The organism is Sarcina sp. DSM 11001 (genome assembly GCF_900101015.1).
Taxonomy (GTDB): domain Bacteria; phylum Bacillota; class Clostridia; order Lachnospirales; family Lachnospiraceae; genus CAG-791.
In genome coordinates, this window is the sequence record NZ_FNFZ01000028.1 from 1 (window position 1) to 21,330 (window position 21,330).

A 21,330-nucleotide genomic window follows, 5' to 3' on the forward strand; every position below is an offset into this window, starting at 1 on the left:
AATTCTGCCTGGGTAGCTTTCCTGTCTTCATCATTTTCGGCATAAATCAGCTCATCCTTTCCGTTCAACGCGCGGATCCGGTAGGCAGAGTTATCATTAGTGTCCTTTAGTACAGGGATATCCGTAAAGTCGGCCGTCCAGCCATTGGCTCCTGTCAGTTCTTTTCTCCGTTCTATTACATTCCACTTTCCCTGGGAGGGATTGTAGATCTGCAGCTCCACCAGTATTCTCGAGGGCTTATCAACCCAGTCTCCAACACCCCATTCCGCGGCTGCGGTATATGTTTGTCTCTTCAGAGTGTTGGTGATCGTAGTGGTCCCTTCCCCGATCACATAGGCTGCCGTATACGCTGCCTCATAGCCCGCATTTCCCTTATTAAGGATAAATGCCGCGTCGGCAGACAGGTTTTCTCCGGGGAGAACCGTCTCATTCAGGCAGTCCTTTTCAATAAACCGGTATTCAGCACCAGGTACTGAGATCATTGTGATCGACTGCGACCAGTCGTTTTCCTCATTCAGGACCAGATCTTCTTTTCTGGTCGCCCAATCCTGGCCGTTTTTCCGCTCCTGAAGGTCTACTTTCACGTCTCTGTGTGTGTAGTTCTCCCCGTTGTCCGCCCAGTTCAGCCTGACCTCAAGCGTCGTTTCCATGGTAAATTCGGCATAGACCTTTACAACAGCGGGTTCCATTATGAACGTGTACTTGCCTTCTTTATCTTTTTCTATCTCAGCGCGATAGCTTTCTTCCTGATCATCAACAAAGGCTGTAAAATACAGTCTACTGAGCACATAACCTTCCGCCGCCTGTACATCGACCGTGACACGATCACCGTTGCAGGCTTTGTCTGTTTCCTGATTATCTACAAGGAAGAAAATCCCGCCCTTACTATTGTCATAATCAGAGAGTATATTGAATTTGATTTTCTCTGTGTAAACATGGATGGTCACGTCCCCAGAGGTATTCAGGGTGAATTCGCCCTCCCGGTATCCCTCCGGGTCGCCAGCTACAGTAAACTCAGTCTCTTCACCCTGCTCAGCCTGCCAGGTGACTCTACTGATCTCATACCCGGCTTTTGGAAGAAGCTTCACTCTAATCGTTTCTCCCAGCCTGGCCTGCCCGGCTTCCTCACCATTCACATAGACAGATGATCTGAGGAGTCCCTCCGATTCCTCAACCTGGATCCCATAATAAACGGCAGCAAAAACAGCCGACACCTCCACGGGGGAGGCCGGCATCGTGAAAGTATATTCATCTGCGTTATTTCCGCCGGGACCATTCCAGGCGACTTCACTGCCATCTTCATCGGTGATTGTCAGGCTGTCCATCTGATACCCGGGCTCCGGATGTACTATCAGAATGACATTATCGCCCCACCTTGCCGTATCCTGACCGTTTGCCGTACTGATCGTACCGTTGACGACCTGCTGGTCGATCGTGATGGCATAGTCGGTCTCGTCCGGAACGAAATTTCCCCTGACCGTCATATCTCCCCACTTGATCTCGAAGGTGTTATTGACAATGTCAGGGTATTCACTCGTTCCAGAACTGTCAGTCACCGTCAAATACCAGGAATCCAGAACATACCCCGGCTCCGGCTCTGCTGTAAGTTTTACCAGATCGCCCTCTTTTCCCTCCGTTCTGTCGGCGCTGATGGTGCCATGTTCACTCTGGACAAGGATAACCTTACGGTATGGTTCCGATTTTATATAAAGCAGAACATTCTGAGCTGGCATTTCAAAAGTAAGGCTATACGTGTTTTCATTGACCTCTACCGCATGGACCGGGCCGGCGTCAACATCATAGATTGCCTCATAGAAATAAAAACCATCTTTAATAGTTACAGACACAGTCACCTGATCCCCGGCCTTCGCGGACTCAGGCCCGCTACTTTCCTCGATGCCCTCATCATTATCCAGCTCAAGCGTGTATGTTTCGGCTTCTCCATTCTGCATGGCCGGGCTGTCCGTCACTTCCTCATCCGGGTATTCCTCAACAGCCTGGTCTCCTCCTGAAGGATCATCCTCATCGGTCTGGTCTCCGCCTGAAGGATCATCCTCATCGGTCTGATCTTCTCCTGAAGGATCATCCTCAACGGCCTGTTCTCCTTCTGAAGGATCATCCTCAACAGTCTGGTCTCCTTCTGAAGGACCATCCTCCAGGGATTGGTCTTCCTCTGCAGAATCCTGCTCCTCCGCGACATCTTCCTCCCCTGCAGCCTGCATCTGAACAGACTCCGGCTCTGAGGCCATTGCTGTCATCGGCACTGATTCCGTCAGCAGCGACAGACATAAAAACATTGCAAGAGTACGAATCCATATACTTGTTTTCATTCTCATGCCCTTCCCCTCCTATTTCTTGTTTTGTAAAGTCAGAAAAACATCGGATCTTTCGCAACAAACAGCATTTTCCCTTTATAATTAAGTGACTCAAATAAACTGACAATTGCAAAAAAATCCGATAACTTGTTTGTTTATGATTGTTTATTGCTATATTTTACTTGAGCATTGCCTTTTTATCAATTGAATTATGAATGAATGATAGTTTTATTCAGTCTGTTCACACTTTACAAAAATTCGAGAAATTTTAACGCGTTTCTCAGCACTAAGACCCGAGTTTTTCTCGTTTCAGGTTTTGCAAACTGCACTTTTCGCCTGCTGCAAGAACCCGGACCAGCCTGAAAAAAGCCTCGCCGATGCAGGACCGGCGAGGCTTTTTGCCTTTTGAAGACTATTTGTAAAGACTATTTGTAAAAAACTATCTGTAAAAACTATTTGAATCAGGATAAACAGAATCAGGTAAACATAAGAAAAGACGGGCAGCTGGTCAGAAGTTATTAAAGTACAGTTCCTTACATCAGAGGGGCCAGCCACTTGAGCAGGCGTCCGAAAAACTTGTAGGAAAACTTCTCATTTTTAATGGTATCCGGAGTCACTTCCCTGCATTTTGCCAGGGTCTCCCGGAAGTCCTTCTCGATGTCCGCGATACAGTCCGTCTTATACAGATAAGTCGCGCACTCGAAGTGATGATAGAGGCTCCTGTAATCCAGGTTGATGGTGCCGACCACCGCCTTAATGTCATCACTCACGAAAACCTTTGCGTGGACAAATCCCGGAGTATACTCATAGATCCTGACACCGGCTTCATAAAGCGATTTGTAGTGGGTTTTGGCCAGGGAGTATGCCGCCTTTTTGTCCGGGATCCCCGGGAGGATCAGTTTCACATCCACTCCGCGCTGGGCGGCGAAGCGAAGAGCCGTCTCCAGCTCACCGTCCAGGATCAGGTAGGGCGACATAATATGTACATAGTCATTGGCGCGGTTCAGGATGTCCATATAGACTGACTCTCCCGCTTTATACTCATCGAGCGGGCTGTCGGCATAGGGCATTACATAGCCTTTTGACTCCTCAGACGGGCAGTCCGGGACTGAGAGGAATTCCCCGTAATCCGGATTTTCGTAAGGCATGTTCCACATCTGCAGGAACATCAGGGTAAAGCTTTTGGCTGCCGGGCCTTTGAGCATGACCGCCGTATCCTTCCAGTGGCCAAAGCGCTCCAGGCGGTTGATGTACTCATCCGCCAGGTTAATCCCTCCGTTGAAAGCGACTTTCCCGTCGATCACCAGGATTTTCCTGTGATCCCGGTAATTATAGTGAGAGGAGACGACCGGCATGATCGGCGAAAATGCTCTGGCATGGATCCCCTGCTTTTCCAGCAGCTTAAAATAGCCGGACGGCAGGGAAGACGCTTCGCACATCCCGTCATAGGTCACGCGGACATCCACCCCTTCCTTCGCTTTCCGGATCAGGATCTCCAGGATGCGGCCCCACATATAGCCCTCGGTAATGATAAAGTACTCCATGAAAATAAACTTTTCGGCCTTCTCGAGTTCTTCGATCATGGCCGCAAACTTATCCTCACCGAGGGGGAAATAAGTCACCTGTGTTTTATTGTAGATTGGAAAGCACCCGCTGAGGTTCAGGTATTTTGCAAGGTCATCTGTTCCTGAGCCGTCATCCCGGATCTCTTCGATGACATCCGGCGGCTGTTTCAGCGCCTCTTTTGTGTTGTCGATCTGCCTTTTAACCAGCTCCGCTTCTTTCCGGTGTCCGATGTTGGATTGGGTGAACAGCAGTAAAAGAGCACCTGCCGCAGGCAGTAAAGACAGGATCAGCATCCAGGACAGCTTCGCAGAAGCGTCCATGTTATTGTTGAACAGGTAGATGACCATCACAAATGTGAAGACCCAGTACAAAGCAAGCAGGGCAGGATACTTGTTTGTGGCCCAAAGCCACAGGGCAATCAAAATGACGACCTGAATCAGAAGCAGCGCTATGACCAGAAATAACCTGCTGAATATAAAACTGCCAAGCCCCTTCTTAACCGGCTTCGCCAGTCTGATCACATTTTTCTCGTTATCCACGGACACTTCTCCCACTTGTTTTTTCTCCGGCAAATCAGATCAGTGATGACAGAGCACTCTTCTTCTCCCGCAGGACGCGCTTATTTACAGATCTTGCTTTTACTCTGTTGTTTTTTCTCTGACAGATCATGTTTCTTCAGCAGCATCTCATTTACGGCGCAGTATTTATCTGCAAGACAGACAAGCACAGCTTCCCTGCTCATCGGAGGGTGCAGAAACGTCATCGGCCACATATGGCTGCGGATGATATTTGTTTCCTTTTCAGTAAGGCGGTGGCGCTTCGATGCGTTTTTCAAAGCTGTCTCCGGATGGCTTATGCCATGCCGGTAGGGACTCATCTTCGTCTCCTTGAAAGTATAGAGATAATAATCGTGGAGCATGGCGCCCCTGGCCAGCGCTTTTTCATCAATATCGATCCCCAGTTTTTCAGCAATGCGGAAACTGACATCAGCTACGTTTTCAACATGCTGAAGTGTGGTATTTCCATTGTGCATCGTGAAAGAGGCCATCTTCTGTATCTCCGGATCTTCCTTCAGGAGCCGGATCTGTTCATCAAAAATGCTTCTGTCATTGTGTACTTTAGTCTTCTTCATAAAGCTTGCTCAGCCTGTCGATCATGATCTCATCAAGTTCCTCTGCAGTCCTGATCTCGCCCTCAAATTCAATTCCCTTCACCTCCGGATGTTCCTCCAGATATTCTTTCAGGTCATAGGCAACCATGATCCTGCTGGCCTCGAGATCTTCCTGCAATTCGTCAGAAGGGTCATCCATTTTAAGGTTTAATGCCTGTATGGATGAATCGTAGTTTTCACCTTTTTCCGCAAACTCAGCATCTGTGACAAGATAATTGCCGTCCTGATCCTTCTGATGCGTAAACAGGACAACATCCTCCGAGCTGCTCACAAGCCGCAGCTGGTTTTCTTCATCCATCCTGTAATTATTCTGGATCACACAGGCAAGTCTTCTGGCCTGGTCTTCATCGATCTCTTCGTCAGCGAGACTGTTGCTTGCTACGATCTGAACATCCCCGGCTTCCATAGATCCGGCGTTGCGTTCCCTGATATAGTCATCCTCCAGATTTTTGATGCCGTCATAAACCTCTAAGTACTCATCAAGGGAAGCAAAGGGAAGAGGATCATCCTTCTCAAAGTCTGCGGACCCCAGGATCCTTTCCAGAAGCGCTTCCGCATACTCTTCGAGCGTATCCTGTTGGACATTGGGGTCAATGCTGTCATTCTGTGCCTTTTCGGCGACCTCATCCAGTACCTGTCTGATCTCCTGGTCCGCCTGGCCCATCTGTTCCCTGGAAGTACCGACCATCTCGTCAATATTTGTTCCCTCCGGGAGGACACCAAAAAGAGGACCGCCCGCTCCAAACAGGGATTTCACAGCCTCAGCGTACATATCTTCCTGCTCCGGGGAAGCTTCCTCTGTGGCAGAAGCTGCCTCTCCCGCGACGGCTTCCTGCGCTGTGGTGGCTGCCACTTCCGTGGCGGCTTCCTGTGCTGCGACGGCTGTCCCGTCCGCGGCGGCTTCCAGCGCCGCGGCAGCAGTTCCCTGCTCAGCAGTCGCTTCTTCTTCCTGCTCCGAAGATGCTTCCTCTTCCACAGGCGCTTCTTCCTGCTCCGCGGATGCCTCCGGCTCTACGGACTCTTCCTGCTTTGCCGGCGCTTTCGCATCGTTCTGTCCGCCGTTCTTTCCGGCAGACCCACAGGATACAGCCACTGTCATCATCATTATGACCGCCAGTATAGCTATTAAACGTTTCATGGATAGGCCTCCTTCCTTCAGAACCTGCAGTTAAAATATGAATTCTGTCAGTCATTTACTTATGTGAGCTTTAAAAGAATCGTTAATATTATACCACACAACCTGCCTGAACGAAAACTGGGTATCAGCCCGGAGACCGGGGAATGGAACACCTCGTTATTTAACCTCGTTATTTAATTGTTCTCTTTTTCGTTATTGCTTTCCTTATCGCTGTCTTTCTTTTTCTCTCTTCCTGAAAAAAGCTTCACCTTCAGTTCTTCCGTAAGGGAAGTCGCTCCAGTCCTGAGGAATCTGCTGATCGCGTCCCGCAGCACACGTTTATCTTTTTTATCCATCTCAAGCCAGGACTTTACCAGTTCCGGAAGAACACGGAACTGGGCTTTGCCGATTTCAGACACATTTTCCAGGCCACTGTCCCCCAGGACAGAAAAAACGATGTTGACGAAATCTTTTCTCTCTTTCATACTCAGTCCCCGAAGCCAGGTCTCGAGGGTCTTTTCCGCGACCACACTTGCCTCGGACAGGCGGGGCGCCTCTTCGAAGCGGTTGCGCCTGACTTTCCAGGACAGGGCATCGTGCTGCATGATCCCCTTCCTGCTGCTCGTCACGACCTTATAGGAAAAATTGCTCTCCAGAATCAGGCCGAACAGCGATTCCTCCGGAAGGATGCTGTGAACGAGGGGAAGGATTTTTTGATACTCTGCTGTCTCCAGCACATTTTTCAAAAAGCCCGGGCCGTCATTGGTATAGACGTCGATGATCCTGCCTGCGGCTGCTCCCTCGCAGAAAGCAGCCGCATACACAGCGAAGTTTCCACCTTTGGAGTGGCCGCCGACCCTGACCGGACAGTCCGTGTTTCTGAGGATGGAGGAAAGGTACTTCGCAGCCCTCTCCTGTCCCGCTGTTCCTGTTTTGAAAGAAAAATAAAAATCCTCCTTCCAGCCCACCAGCGTGTCATCAGTTCCCCGAAAGGATACATAGACCGTTCCGTCACTCAGAAAACAGCAGACTGCCGACATCTGTTCATTATCTGTCTCCGAGACCCTGTTTACGAAGCCCGCCAGCTGCATGTCCCGGAACCGGGCGCCGCTGCAGAGCTTTTTCAAAATAAAGGGCGATTCTCTGTAAAAGGTCCCGCTTCCCCGCACTTCTTCCTCCGTATGCTTCTCCCAGAAACGGCTGCACACGTCCCCGATTCCGATGCGGGGGAGGAAACCCGGGTCCGGGATGGAGCGCTCTTCGCAGTCCCCGTTCCGCCCGGGTCCCGGTACGATCGAATCCAGTTCTACATAAGCAAGAACGGATAAAACGAGATTGTCTACTTCATTAAACGGATCCACCTGAAAGGGAACGTCGCCCCTCCAGTCCAGATAATCAAACAGATTAGACATAAGTCAGAATCCCCCTGCTCATCCCGGCGGTTACTTTTCCGGTAACACTGCGACAATCATTTGATGAATTTTTTCCTGTTTGCCCCTGTGTTATTGTGCATGTAAATCTGTGTCATTTTTGTAGTGCCTACATATTTCTTCAGGTTTTTGTAAAAAACGGCACTGGAGACCTTTTTCCGGGAATTGCCGATATAGAAGCCCCAGTTTTCCAGTCTGTCTTCTCCCTCGTTCAAGTCCTGATGCTGGATCTCCACTGATTTTTTCCCTGTCTGCAGTTTGTAATATTCTCTGTAGAAGGGAGATCCCTCTGTAGTGGCATTTATTCTGAATATTCCTTTCTTTTTATAATAGCCTACAGGAAAGTCATAGAAATCCCCCCACTGGAGGCAGCGGAAATATCCTCCTTTGAATGTCCAGACGCCAAACCCATATCTGGTGTCGTGGAGGATAAGCTCCGGAACATCGTCAGCGTCAATATAGGCGATGCTGAATTTCACATATTTGGAAGCGCTCGAATAATACCTGATCTCACGATAGTCATCACCCATGATTTTTTTTCCCTGCGGAAGGACGCTGATCCTGCTCTTACTTAAAAGCTGCCTGTACTTCGATAAAGCGACAGATTTTGCCGAAGCCTCGCTGGGAACTGCCGGAATCACTGCCACGATCATGACCATGAGCATCAGATAGCCGACCAGAATCCTCAACCACTTGTTCTTTCTGTTTTTGGTTTTCATAAAAAGACCTCCTAAATTATGACAAGTGAAAAATGCAAAATGAAACCACATCTTTCCAAAGCAGGCATGACAATTTTCTGACCGGTTCAGGATCCTATATGGCTTGGAGCAGATTATTATCGGGACGATCGCTGTTATGTCTGCCTGCACCTGACTCTAATTATAGTACCTGATTCCTGTTCCGTCCTCAGAAAATGACAAAATACAGATTTTCCTGACGAAACTACGTTTCAGGCGGGAAAAGGAAAATGGCATGTGCTGAAAAATGGTATGTACCGGAAAATGGTATGTACCGAAAAAATCAACCGCCTCCGGAACAGGATCACTCCTGGCCAAAGGCGGTTTTCATTCAATCCAATGAAAAAGCTGTCAGACAGCCTCTCATTTGAGTCTTGCAGTCAGCTGACGAATCTTGTTGTCAGTCTGGCAAAGACATCTGTCAGCTCTTGATCATTTGAAATATCTGTCCAGCAGTCCCTTGAAGCCCTGGCCGTGTCTTGCCTCATCGCGGGCCATCTCATGGATGCTGTCATGAAGAGCATCGAGACCCATCTCTTTGCACTTCTTGGCGAAAGCGGTCTTTCCTGCGCAGGCGCCGTTCTCAGCTGCTACGCGGACAGAGAGGTTTTCTTTAGTGGAAGCGGAAACCACCTCACCGAGCATCTCGGCATAGCGGGAAGCGTGGTCAGCTTCTTCGAGAGCTGCCTGGCGGTAGAAAGCGCCGACTTCAGGATAACCTTCGCGGATGGCGGCTCTGGACATAGCCAGATACATGCCGACTTCTGTGCACTCACCTGCGAACTCGGCACGCAGGAAGTTCTTCATCTCGTCGTCAAGATCGGAAGCGATGCCGATCTTGTGCTCGGATGCCCATGAAAGCTCTGCAGACTCGTCAACAGGCTCGAATTTGGACTTGGGCTGTTTGCAGATAGGACATTTCCAGTCAGCAGGAAGATCCGCAAACTTTACGCCTTCCTTCTCTTCATCATAGATATGACCGCAGACGCCGCATTTGTATTTCATGCTATTCTCCTTTCAGATAAAATCAAAAAATTGATAAATAATAGTTAAACAGCTGTTATAAGTGAACTTCTGTTCCCCATCTATTATGCATGGGCTGACGCTGATTAGTCAATGCTAAAGCAAGGGCTTCTGTACCCGGCTGCAGTCAGCTTTTATCAGCCTCCTCCATAGCGAGCATTGCATCGATATATCCTCTGAGTCTGTTCCTGTAGTCTCTTCCGAGAGTATTGTATGCTCCGATCATCTGCCCCAGTTCAGTGTCTCTGCCCACTACATACCAGTCCGACCGGACTTTCCTGGACCCGTTTTTCTCTATGCCGGAAAGCAGCCATTCCGGTGTGACATCCAGGACCTTGCAGATCACCATGATTTTTTCCGATGTCGGATTGGTCTTCTTCTTTTTCCACTCACTGATCGTGCTCTGGAGTATGCCGGTGCTCTCTGAGAACTGTTTCTGTGTCATACCCATTTGAGCCAGCTTTTCAAAAATTCTTTCGCTGATAGTCATTTCGATTTTCCTTTCCGTCCGGAATATGATCCTCTTTAATCTGTGTATCCAAATGTGTTTTTAATGCTTCCCTTCCGGTCTGATCGCTGTACTTATAATCCTTGTGAAAGGAGATGTTCGATATTGAAATGTTGGTTATTCATTTACGTGAAATTATACAACATCTGAGCCGGTTTGGCAAACCTCATTTATATTGTTTATATAAATCGTTACTGGTCGTTACATGTGACGTTGTATCAATAACGTTGTGTTAATAAATAGTACTTTTGCGGGTGTTCTCCATGGCAATATCCGCAGACTTGGGATATAATTAAGACAGTTACACACATCTGCCTAAATTTTCCAGCATAAGAGGAGGTTTATTATGGGTTGTTTTTACTGTGATGAACATCATGAAGTCCGTGATTCGATCATGTTCAAGGTAGGCGAAATGAAGGCCGGCGTCCTGTATCTGTTCAAGGATCAGGCACACAAGGGCCGCTGCGCGCTTGCCCTGAAGGCTCATAAAAAGGAACTCTGCGAGTGTGATGAGCAGGAAAGAAATGATTTCTGCGCAGATCTGGCTGCTGCTTCCGGAGCAATCAAGAAGCTCTGGGGATGCACCAAGATCAATCTCGGGTCCTTCGGCGACACGAATCCGCACCTTCATTTCCACATTGTTCCCAAATACGAGGGAGGTTTTGAATTTGGCGGCAGTTTTGAGATCACAAATCCCAATCCTGTTTTCCTGAAGGATGAGGAGTATCAGGAGATGATCGCTGCCCTGAAGAAAGAGCTCGGCATCTGATCCTTTTATCCTGATGAAATATTCTTTTGAAATATTCTTTAGTAAAATATCAGACGTATCTTCTGTAAAGGCAAAAGATATGCCGGACAAGGCATCCCCCGCGAAGTTTTGAAGCTCCGCGGGGGATGTCAGTTTTTAATATTTTTTAGTTAATCTCAGTCTTCTTCCTCTTTTCAGACAAGCTCAATCTCCCGTCTCATCAGCCCCCGCAGGAGTGTCTGCAGGATATGAGCCCGTCCGGCCGTAGCAGCTGAAGCCGCAGGGCCGGAAGCCGATGCATTGTCTGTTTTTCCTGAGGCCTTGTCAAAGACCGTCCTGACAGGATCTGCCCCACTCAGTCTGCGGACTGTGACCTCCCTGATGACCATTTCCTCCTGACCGGAAAGAAGGGCGCCAAAGAGGTCCGATACCTTCCCGGGTGTCTCGTAAGAATCTGCAGAGCCGTGTGCCGGGAGCGCGCAGAAAGGGGAGGCCAGCCATGAGATCCAGGCATATTCCTCTTCAGAGAGGATCCTCTCATATTCCTCATTTTGTCTGAAGAATTCATTTCCTGCTGTCGCGTCTTTGTGTCGGAGGACAGTCTTTCCGTCCCGTTTTTCAAACAGATAGACATATTCCCGGGCTCCGGCGGGGTAAGCCGCCGGCGACTGGACAAAGGAGATCGAAGCAAGCTCCTTTTTATCTGCAGGATCTTGCGCGATGCAGCCTGCAGAAATCTCAGGGAGGCTGACCTTCACGACCTCTTTCCAGGGAAGGAGGAGGTCCTGGATGCGGTTTTCAATGGCTTCCTTCCAGCCGGGAAGTCTCTCCAGCTCCTCTATCCAGTTTTCACAGGGAAGTTTTTCAAAGATCTCACTTTCCAGCGGTGCGATAGTCAAGCCGTGATCCCTGGCCAGGCGCAGGTAGCGGTGAATGAAATAATGTCCGACCTTCTTGCTGGACATATCATAATAATACGACAATCCCCCGCCGGTCTCGTTGTTTACACTGTAATAGACATTGCCTGTAAACAGGTCTATTTCAAGACTGCGGACAAATTCGCCTTCTTTTTTATCCAAAATGACCAGGCATTTCCTGCTTCGTCTCCCGATCGGGACGCTGTAGCAGCCTCTATCATCCCGGTAATCCAAATAGCCTCTGCTGACTTCTGCCTGCATCTTCCGGCTCCCTTCTCCCCTCAAAAATCAGAATAAAAAATGAATCCTCTCTATTGCTTTCTCCGAGAAGCCCCATCATCTCAGGACATCTTTTCTGTCTCAAACAGCCCGGCATCCCTTTTGTCTCAACAGCCCGACATCCCTGCGGTCTCAGAACAGATCCGGCAGACCGGAAAGACCTTCTTCGGTAGACACCTCTTCTGCATCCAGAGCTTCCTGCGGGATCTCGATAGGAGCGATTTCATCATAGTCGTCAAGGGTAATATCGACAGTAAGAGTATTTGCTTCTATGGATAAATCATCCACAGGCAGGTCCTCTCCCATCTGCTCTAACAGGACCTCGATAAATTGTGTTCCGATCGTCCGGCAGTCAAGATAGATTCTGGCAGGCAGCTTATTCTCTTTATAAATATAGAACTCTGCAGGAATCAAAACAGAATCCCAGTCCATGTCCTTTGTGATCTCTGCGAATTTTACAGCGTTCTCGTTATCGAGGTTATCAAGGATCTCTTTCAAAAAGCTCCCGGGGATCTTGCAGTTGATCTTATAAGCTTCTTTGCCATTAACAGACGACAGCTCTTCTTCAAGGCTTGCATCCAGAGGATTCTCCACGGCCATTTTGAGGAGACCGCCGCCGAGCATCATAGGATCGATGCCGCTGTCAGAATCCTCCTTTTCTCCCGGAGCTTTCGTCATTTTCTTCCATTTACCGCCTTCTACTCTGGAATAAGCGATCTGGGTTCCATCCTCAAGCTTATCGGAATAGCCTTCGGTGTTGACCGTCTGCTCCTGTCCGAGGACATTGACCTTGATCACAGCTCCTGTTTTCGTGCGGTCAGGATCTTTTGTAAATTCGGAATATCCGTCGACATTCAACTGCATATCCAGACTGATATCCAGGCCCTTGGAGCCCAGGGAAAAATCAGAATCAATAATGTAATCAGCCTTGCCGGACTTTATCTTTCCGATATTCGTCAGCGCATCTTTGGTCAGGGTCAGCGCAGAGGGCTTGAAAGGGTTGAGTGAGGCACATCCTGAAAGCACAAGCACTGTGATCAGTATCGCGGCAGCTGCCGTCAGGAAAGGCCTTTTCCGGGGATTTGTGTTTCCTCTCATTGTTTCTTTCTCCTTTTCTCTTTTAATAGTCTGTTTTTTAACAGTTTTTCTCTGTTTTAAAATACGGATCAGATCATCCTGTATTCAACAAATTATTTTATCCGATATTTATGTACATTCAGTGTTTTTGAAGGTTTTTGTCTGCCAGACTGATTCAAATCCTTATTTGTAACTTTACTATGTTTTTTCTCTATGTTTTTTCTCTATGCTTCTTCTGTATGCTTCTTCTATATGCTGTTTCCAAATGATGGTTCTGGTGGAACAAAGATAATTTACTCAGACTGAGACTGATAAATCTCAGTCCCGGGAAGGCATAGAAGGCGGATCGCCAGAAGCTGCTCAAATAGTGTTTTATTGCCTACAACCAGAAGGCAGAGCCTTTCCTTCGCCCTTGAGAGTCCCTCATAGAGAAGGGGGAGTGCCATGTCCGCCGAGCTGTCCGCACACAGGCGGAGTGTCTCATCATAGTAGAACCGGCTGTCCAGGACCATGAGGACTTTGTCAAATTCCTGGCTGATGATCTCTCCCGAGCGAAAGGAATCACTGTTTTCAGGAATGAGTTTATAGCCTCTCGCCCTGCAGTAGGACGTCAGCAATTGTTCCTCATGCCGGTCGGAAGCATACAGGATGTCTATGCAGCTGTAATCACTGTGGGGCGCAGCATCCTTCTGGTAAAAAAGGGCGCGCAGGAATGAATAGATCGGGCGGTTGATCCGTATGTTACCGGAGAGTTCAAGCTGCATAGTCTCGTGTGCGGCGATCACGGCTTCCGCATCCTCCATCCGGGGGATCGCCCCCAGGATAGTGTGGGGATCATAGGAAAAAACAGCCGGGATCCTCAGACTTGCAGCCGCCTCGATCAGGCGGACTATGATTTCGGAAGGAAGCCTGTTCGCTTCATCGACAAGCAGAAAGGAATAATCCCTGAGGGCAGCCAGGGCGCCGGAATCCTGCGGCAGGCTCAGTGTCCGGTCAGTGCCGGACTGGATGCTGACCTTGTGGAGGCGGCGGTCGATCTCTCTGTGCCCTTCCCTCAGAGGACCTCCGTGCAGGAACAGGACCCTCTTCTTTCTGGAGAGTTCTACCGCCAGATCCAGCATCAGGAGGGTCTTCCCTGTACCCGCTCCTCCTGTAAGGGATACTACAGGAACTGTCTCCCTGGTTTCCGAATCATCTGATCCCTTTGACTCTTTCGATTCCTTTGAATCCTTCGATTCCTCCCAATCCTTTGAAACCTTTGGTTCCTTCGATTCCTTCAGGCTCCTCTCATAGTCCTGAAAGGTTTCCAGGATCTGCCTGCGGAATTCAAACTGCTGGTTGGTCAGAAAATACCTGCCTGTCAGGAATTTCTCCGGATTTTTGACCGGGGAGATCAGGTAATCCTGCGCCCGGAAGCACTCCCGGATGTTTTCCCCGATATAGTCCTGCAGGGCAGGCCTGCGCAGTGCCCGGGCCAGCTCATCGATGCTGCATTCCCGCAGAAAACCGCGGTCATTACAGTAGTACAGGGTATCCGTCTCCATCACATAGGTATAGGACAGGATCGTCCGGGAAATATGGGAGAGATAATACCTGTTCTGCTCCAGCTGTTTCCGGATCCGTTCCTCCTCGACAGCTTCGCTCTTTAATTCGATGTTCAGGACACAGCCGGCATCCGCGGAAAGTTTGAGCAGATCAAATTCCTTGCTGATATGCTCGATCGTATAGGAAAAATAAAAGCCGTCCAGGCACCGGATCCATTCCGCACGATAGCCGGAAGGAGCAGCGGATCCGGACCCCTGTTCTGTCAGGTCCTGCTGCCCATTCTCCTGATAGGGATGCAGGGAAAAGTGTTCATCAAGCGCATCCACCAAGGAACAGAGTGAAAGCATCTCGTGCACACTGCAGGTCCTTTTCCACGGACTCCCGGACAAGGCCTGGAGGAGGGCAGAAAAAGTCTTTGGATCTCTGGTTCTGGTAAGCGTATAGAGATTCAGTGCCTTCATTTGACTTCCTCCGGGAACAAGGTCTCATCAGGAACAGTATTTTGCCATGGACATGAAAGACGGTTCTTTTGCCTGCAAAAACCGGCAGTCAAAAGAACCGTCTCTTCTGCCTTCAGGCTTTAAAGACCAGCGGACAAAGACTGTCCCTGAATCTTTTTTGACGGATTACACCCTGGAGCCCTTGTTATAAGGCACGCCGTTGGCCCTGGGGGCATGGGCGCGTCCGACAAAGAGGATGAGGATGATGATCGTCAGGACATAGGGGAGCATGGCCAGGATCTCCGAGGGGACCGAGAAGCTTCCGCCGCCCAGGACGATCGTGAGCGCCTGCGCAAAGCCGAAAAGGAGGCAGGCGAGGTAGGCGCCGTGGGGCGTCCATTTGCCGAAGATGACAGCCGCGATGGCGATGAAGCCCTGGCCGCAGATGGCGGTGGGCATATATTGGGGTACAATGGCCAGGGTCATGGACGCGCCGCCCAGGCCTGCCAGGAAGCCGGATAGGATGACGCAGATGTAGCGGACTTTATAGACATTGATGCCGAGAGTGTCCGCCGCTCCGGGATGTTCACCGACTGCGCGCAGGTGCATGCCCCAGCTGGTCCTGTAAAAGAGGATCATCATGCAGATGGAAAGGATCAGCGCGATCAGCGTGGTCACATCGACATTGAGGTTGTTCAGGCTGCCGGAGAGCCCGCCGCGGAACAGCTTGGGGATCTTATAAGTCACCGGCAGCGACTGTGTGGCGCCGTCAAAAAAGAGGCGGCACAGAAAGAGGGCAACGCCGGGACCGACCAGGTTCATGGCAATACCGCATACCGTCTGATCCGATTTGCAGGTCACGGAAGCAAAAGCGTGGATCAGTCCGAAGAAAGCTCCGGCGAGCCCTGCACAGATAAAACCGAGCCAGGGACTTCCGGTATAATATCCGACCGTCGCGCCGGTAAAGGCTCCGACCGTCATCATGCCTTCAATACCGATATTGACGACACCGGAGACTTCGGAGATGACACTTCCCTGGGCCGCGAAGACCATGGGCGTCGAATACATGAGTGTGATTCCCAGAAGGAGCAGTATTCTGTCAGTCATTTTTCCCCTCCTTTCATTTTCTTACGCTCTTTTTTACTGCGTCTCGACGAATCCAGGCGCTCCACAAACTGAGGGATCAGATAGGACAGGGCGCAGAAAAAGACGATGATGCCGATGATGATATTGATGATCTCAGTCGGCGCCCCCACCTTGGACTGGAGGCCGGCTCCGCCATACAGGAGTCCGCCGAAAAGGAGTCCTGCAAACAAGCAGCCGATCGGAGAACTGAAGGCGATAAAGGCAACGGAAAGGCCGTTGAAACCGACGTTTTCAAAGGCGGACAGGGTCGATACCGTGTGGGGCGACTGTCCGGTGATGTAGAGGCCCGCGCCGAGTCCGCAGAGCGCGCCGGAGATCATCATGGCATGCACGATGCTCTTGTTGACATCGATACCGACGAACCTGGCGGCATCAATGTTCTGGCCGACAGCGCGCAGCTCAAAGCCCTTGCGCGTCCTGTTGAGCAGGTGGCTGATCACTAAGGCTGCTATGATGGCGACGATGATACCGGCATGGACATCGGTCCTTCCAAGCGTCTCCTGCAGAAAGGGATGCTTTGTCATAAAAGCCCTGCCCTCTTCCGTGCGTTTCCAGAAAGGAAGGATCATGGTATAGGTGCAGTCATTGACCGGATACATCCCGATCGTCCCGGGTTTGTGGAAAAATTGAAGACCGCAGATCCAGTTGGACAGATAGAGGGCGATCCAGTTGAGCATGATGCTGGTGATGACCTCATGAATACCCAGACGGGCTTTGAGCAGGCCAACAAAGCCGGCATAGAGGGCGGAAACCAGCATGGCTGACAACAGAACCATCAGGATAGCCACGGGCTTGGGGAAATCGAGCATACTGCCGACCATGGTTGCGACCACGCAGCCGATGATATACTGTCCCTCGGCACCGATGTTGAACAGGCCTGTCTTGATCGCGAAAGCGACACCCAGTCCTGTGAAGATGATCGGCGTACTCCGGATGACCACACTGGAAATGTCCTTGGGCCTGCCGATCATGCTCTCAATGAGCGTCCGGATCGATTCGACCGGAGGAAAGCCTGCGAGCAGCAGGATCAGACCCGCGACAACAAATCCGAGTATTATGGCGATCACCGTCAGGACAAAGGGATTCTTGAAAAACTTTTTCATCAAGGATTCTTCCATCTCTTTTCTCCCTTCTCCCCGCTCACTGCATCTGCGCCAGGCGCTTCTGCATATCGGCAAGGCATTTCTGCATTTGTTTGAGGTTTTCCTGCATCAGATTCAGGCTCTGCTGCATCTCCATAATGGTTTCGGGTGCTGCTGCCGCGGCAGGTGTCTCAGCGGTTGCAGTCTCTGATCCAGTCACTCCGGTCATGCCGGCTGCCGCCGCGCCGGTGACTGCTGCTGCGGACACAAGTGCGGATCCCTCTGCCGGGAAGGCAGGCGCGGGGGCAGCCTCAGGGGCTGCTTCTCCGGCGGCCTCCTGCGCTGCGCGGACGGGCCCGGCTTCCGGGCCGGAAGCTTCCTCAGCGGTATCCGGCACCTTATCATAGATGCCTTCGGAATGCATTCCGGGGACATTCTCCACTTCGCCGCCCGCCATGACACGGCCCAGGGTCCGGTTGTCCACGGTCCCGTGGGGGAAGATCTGCTGGATGTGTCCGTCATAGATCACGGCGATGCGGTCGGAGACATTCATGACCTCGTCCAGCTCATAGGAGACGAGCAGGACTGCGACTCCCTTGTCGCGCTCCCGGATCAGCATCTTGTGCACATTTTCGATCGCGCCCACGTCCAGACCGCGGGTAGGCTGGATGGCGATCAGGAGTTTGGGGTCATTGGCGATCTCACGTCCGATGATGACCTTCTGCTGATTGCCGCCGGAGAGGCCTCCGGCCTGTTTGGGCCCGCAGTCCTCAGGACGGACGTCATATTCCCTGATCAGCTCGTTGGCAAATGCTTTCATCTTTTTGCGGTTGATCTGCCCGCCGGGAGAAAACTCCTCGGTCCGGTATTTTTTCAGGATCGTATTTTCATAGACGGAAAAGGTCAGGACCAGACCGTCCTTGTGACGGTCCGCGGGGATCGTCGCCAGCCCCCGGTCGATGCCGTATTTGGGATCTTTGTTCTGGATCTCCTCTCCGCAGAGAAGGATCTTGCCCCCGGAGCACTTCCTGAGGTTATTGACCGCGTCCATCAGCTCCGTCTGTCCGTTGCCGTCGATGCCGGCGATCCCGACGATCTCTCCGGCCCTGACCTGGAGATTAAAGTCCTTTACCGCGTCGATCTTCTGTTCATTTTTGACATAGAGTCCCTGAATGTCGAGGACGACCTCACCGGGGTGCGGCGGCGTCGTATCGACGACCAGGTTAACGGAACGTCCGACCATTTTTTCCGCCAGTTCGTCCTCCGTGATCCCCTTCACAGGCACGGTGTCGATGTACTGGCCGCGGCGGATGATGGTGCACTCATCGGAGGAAGCCTGGATCTCCTTGAGCTTGTGGGTGATGATGATGATCGTCTTGCCGTCCTCGATCAGGTTTTTCATGATATGCAGGAGCTCATCGATCTCCTGCTCTGTCAGGACAGCGGTGGGCTCGTCCAGGATCAGGATCTCCGCCCCTCTGTAGAGGGCCTTCAGGATCTCGACGCGCTGCTGCATGCCGACGGAAATGTCGCTGATCAGGGCATCCGGGTCGACCTCCAGCCCGTATTTACTCACGATGTCGAGGACTCCCTGCCTGGCCTTCCTGCCATTGACAAAGATGCCGTTCCCCGGCTCACTCCCCAGAACGATATTCTGGGTGACTGTAAAATTATCGACCAGCATAAAGTGCTGGTGCACCATGCCTATGCCGTTCGCGATCGCGGCGGTCGGATTTTTGATATCCGCTTTTTTTCCATTGATGAAGATCTCGCCCTCATCCGCCTGGTACAGGCCGTAGAGGATATTCATCAGCGTGCTCTTGCCGGCGCCGTTCTCTCCGAGGATCGAGTGGATCGTCCCCTTCTTCACGTCGAGCTGAACGTCCGTCAGAGCATAGAAGGATCCGAACCGCTTCGTGATCCCGTGCATCTGCACAGCATATTCGCTGCTGACTTCTGCCGCCATTTATTTTCCTCCTTTTTTCAAAGTTTCCAGGAATACCTTCATCTCCTCCTTGTTGACAGGGGGTTTGATCTTCCTGTCCTTGATCATCTCGCCGACCTGGATCGCCGCATTGTAGATCTCGTCGGAATAGTTTTCATGATGCTCCGGGATCCCTACCGCATCTTCCGACAGACCGAAGCTCAGGGTCCTGGCGCCGAGCTTCTGGCCCAGGATGAAGCGTCTGGAAACCATGTCGACGGCAACGTTGACGTTCTTGAGAGAAGAGGTCAGGACAGCATCGGGTGCGAGGTAAGCCTGGTCGCGGTCGACACCGATGGCAAATTTACCGTGCTCCTTAGCCGACTCGATGACGCCCAGACCAGTGCCACCGGCAGCGTGGTAGACGACATCGCAGCCGTCCGTCGTAAACATCTTGTTGGCAATGCTCTTGCCCTTGGCCGCGTCGGTGAAGCTCTCCCCGTACTGGACGACTACCTTGACGTTTTTACCGAGGACACTGTTGGCATAGGCGACGCCCGCCTCGTAGCCGTACTGGAACTGGTCGATGGGATCGCTGACGATACCGCCGACAAAACCGACTTTTTCCGTCTCTGAAACAGCTGCCGCGATATAACCGACCATAAAGGAGGATTCCTGCGCACGGAACACGACACCCGTAACATTCTGGGGAGTGTGTTCATAGGAATTGTCCACGCAGGCAAAGCTGACCTCCGGATTCTTTTCCGCAGCCTCCAGGACCGCATCCGCGCAGGCAAAGCCGATTGCCCAGCAGAACTCATTGCCGTTGTCCACCAGGGTCTCCAGGTTGGTTGAGTAATCGCCGCTCTGTTTGGTCTCGATATAGGCAACCGAGGCACCGGTAGCATCCCTGAGCTGCTGCATTCCCTCCCAGGCACTCTGGTTGAAGGACTGATCGTTGATCCCGCCTACATCCGTGATCATGGCGATCTTGCGGCCGGCGCCGTTTACCCTGCTCAGGTCATTGACAGGCGCCGTCAATGCTTCTATAGATGCCTCCTGCAGCTCCAGCAGGAAATCTTCCATCTCTGTCTTGTTTCCGGGAGGATTCAGGATGCCCGCTTTGATCTTCTCTCCGATTTCAAGAGCTTCCTCATAGATCTCGTCGGAATAATTGGGGTGCTCGGGCGGGATCCCGACGGCATCGTCCGAAAGGCCGAAGACCAGGGTCTTTCCTCCGATCTCTTTGCCGAGAATATGGAGTTTGGAAACCGCCTTGACGGCGACGTTTACATTTTTAAGGGAAGAGGTCAGGACATTGTCCGGAGCCAGATAAGACTGGTCGCGGTCAACGCCGATGGCATATTTGCCGTGCTCCTTGGCCGCTTCGATAACGCCGGTCCCGGTGCCTCCCGCCGCGTGATAGACGACGTCACAGCCGTCCGCCGTGAGCATCTTGTTGGCAATGCTCTTGCCCTTTGCGGCATCGGAAAAGCTCTCCGCATACTGGACGATCACGCCGACCTTCTTGTTCAGGACTTTATTCGCATAGGCGACGCCCGCTTCAAAACCGTACTGGAACTGGTCGATGGGATCGCTGTGGATACCGCCCACAAAGCCGACTTTCTCCGTCTGGGAAACGGCCGCCGCGATATATCCGACCATGAAGGACGACTCCTGTGCCCGGAAGACGACGCCTGTCACATTCGGGGGCGTATCATCGAAGGCATTGTCCACGATGGCAAAATGGACATCCGGATTGTTGGCGGCGGACTCCAGTACAGCGTCCGAGGTCGCGAATCCGATAGCCCAGCAAAGCGAATTGCCGTTATCGATCAGGGTCTCGAAGTTGGTCGTGAAATCACCGCTTTGCTTGGACTCGATATAACCGACCTCCGCGTTCGTTTCTTCCCTGAGTTCCTGCAGGCCCTCCCAGGAGCTCTGGTTGAAGGACTGGTCATTGATCCCGCCAGTATCAGTGATCATGGCGATCTTCCAGCCTGTGCCGTCCACGTCCTCTACGTCCAGATTCATTCCGGACGACCCTGCGCCACCCACGCCGCCTGTCCGGCCGCCGGTCAATTCGCCAGGGCGGACGAACCGGCACGCGGGAAGCATCAGCGCGATGCACAGGGCAAGGACAATCAAGGCCCTTCTGCTGCACTTTCTCATAATTCCCTCCTTTTGGTGACAATCGTGACAATTGTAACAACTTTTGCAACTGTTAGCTTTGTTTAGTTATTATCCGTTTTGCTGTATATTGGAGTTTCATTTACCGTACAGTTAAAACCTTTTTATATCGTAT

Annotated in this window: 14 protein-coding genes and 2 pseudogenes; 1 reads left to right on the plus strand and 15 read right to left on the minus strand. The window is 51.3% G+C overall.

Features of this window, described 5'->3' with window-relative positions:
* The 8 genes and pseudogenes from BLT02_RS13470 to BLT02_RS13510 all read right to left on the minus strand — a co-directional run.
* Positions 1-2,336: pseudogene (locus BLT02_RS13470) on the minus strand (hypothetical protein); the annotation flags it as partial.
* 512 nt (positions 2,337-2,848) lie between these two features.
* The gene (cls, locus tag BLT02_RS13475) at positions 2,849-4,420 is read right to left on the minus strand and encodes a cardiolipin synthase (protein ID WP_242869817.1); all 1,572 of its coding nucleotides are present in this window, start codon (positions 4,418-4,420) and stop codon (positions 2,849-2,851) included.
* A gap of 80 nt (positions 4,421-4,500) precedes the next feature.
* A complete protein-coding gene (locus tag BLT02_RS13480) occupies positions 4,501-5,013 on the minus strand; it encodes an HD domain-containing protein (protein WP_092996532.1) in 513 nt (170 codons plus the stop codon).
* Positions 5,000-6,190: a hypothetical protein gene (locus BLT02_RS13485; RefSeq protein ID WP_092996535.1), complete on the minus strand. Its 1,191-nt coding sequence runs from the start codon at positions 6,188-6,190 to the stop codon at positions 5,000-5,002. Before BLT02_RS13485 ends, BLT02_RS13480 begins: the two co-directional genes overlap by 14 nt.
* A gap of 173 nt (positions 6,191-6,363) precedes the next feature.
* Complete coding sequence (locus BLT02_RS13490; protein WP_092996538.1) at positions 6,364-7,581, minus strand: Mbeg1-like protein; 1,218 nt, start codon at positions 7,579-7,581, stop codon at positions 6,364-6,366.
* A gap of 56 nt (positions 7,582-7,637) precedes the next feature.
* The gene (locus BLT02_RS13495; RefSeq protein ID WP_092996541.1) at positions 7,638-8,318 is read right to left on the minus strand and encodes a hypothetical protein; all 681 of its coding nucleotides are present in this window, start codon (positions 8,316-8,318) and stop codon (positions 7,638-7,640) included.
* Positions 8,319-8,768: 450 nt separating this feature from the next.
* Complete coding sequence (locus BLT02_RS13505) at positions 8,769-9,341, minus strand: ferritin family protein (protein ID WP_092996547.1); 573 nt, start codon at positions 9,339-9,341, stop codon at positions 8,769-8,771.
* A gap of 145 nt (positions 9,342-9,486) precedes the next feature.
* On the minus strand, positions 9,487-9,849 hold the full coding sequence (locus tag BLT02_RS13510; protein ID WP_092996550.1) for a helix-turn-helix domain-containing protein: 363 nt from the start codon (positions 9,847-9,849) through the stop codon (positions 9,487-9,489).
* A gap of 364 nt (positions 9,850-10,213) precedes the next feature.
* On the opposite strand from BLT02_RS13510, the gene BLT02_RS13515 reads away from it, so the two are divergent.
* On the plus strand, positions 10,214-10,636 hold the full coding sequence (locus BLT02_RS13515) for an HIT family protein (RefSeq protein ID WP_092996553.1): 423 nt from the start codon (positions 10,214-10,216) through the stop codon (positions 10,634-10,636).
* Positions 10,637-10,809: 173 nt separating this feature from the next.
* Here the strand turns inward: BLT02_RS13515 and BLT02_RS13520 are convergent, their stop codons facing one another.
* The 7 genes and pseudogenes from BLT02_RS13520 to BLT02_RS18260 all read right to left on the minus strand — a co-directional run bounded on the left by BLT02_RS13520 (position 10,810) and on the right by BLT02_RS18260 (position 21,197).
* Positions 10,810-11,793 (minus strand): hypothetical protein, encoded by a 984-nt coding sequence (locus BLT02_RS13520; protein ID WP_092996556.1) that lies wholly within the window; start codon positions 11,791-11,793, stop codon positions 10,810-10,812.
* A gap of 150 nt (positions 11,794-11,943) precedes the next feature.
* A complete protein-coding gene (locus BLT02_RS13525; protein WP_092996559.1) occupies positions 11,944-12,909 on the minus strand; it encodes a LolA-like protein in 966 nt (321 codons plus the stop codon).
* Positions 12,910-13,181: 272 nt separating this feature from the next.
* Complete coding sequence (locus BLT02_RS13530; RefSeq protein ID WP_092996562.1) at positions 13,182-14,894, minus strand: ATP-binding protein; 1,713 nt, start codon at positions 14,892-14,894, stop codon at positions 13,182-13,184.
* Between the two features lie 165 nt (positions 14,895-15,059).
* Positions 15,060-15,980, minus strand: a complete 921-nt coding sequence (locus BLT02_RS13535) for an ABC transporter permease (protein ID WP_092996565.1) — start codon at positions 15,978-15,980, stop codon at positions 15,060-15,062.
* The gene (locus BLT02_RS13540) at positions 15,977-17,137 is read right to left on the minus strand and encodes an ABC transporter permease (protein ID WP_092996568.1); all 1,161 of its coding nucleotides are present in this window, start codon (positions 17,135-17,137) and stop codon (positions 15,977-15,979) included. Before BLT02_RS13540 ends, BLT02_RS13535 begins: the two co-directional genes overlap by 4 nt.
* A gap of 406 nt (positions 17,138-17,543) precedes the next feature.
* A pseudogene (locus tag BLT02_RS13545) lies at positions 17,544-19,067 on the minus strand (ABC transporter ATP-binding protein); the annotation flags it as partial.
* Entirely contained in the window at positions 19,068-21,197 is a 2,130-nt protein-coding gene (locus tag BLT02_RS18260; RefSeq protein ID WP_347474994.1) for a BMP family ABC transporter substrate-binding protein, read from the minus strand.
* Positions 21,198-21,330 lie beyond the last annotated feature (133 nt).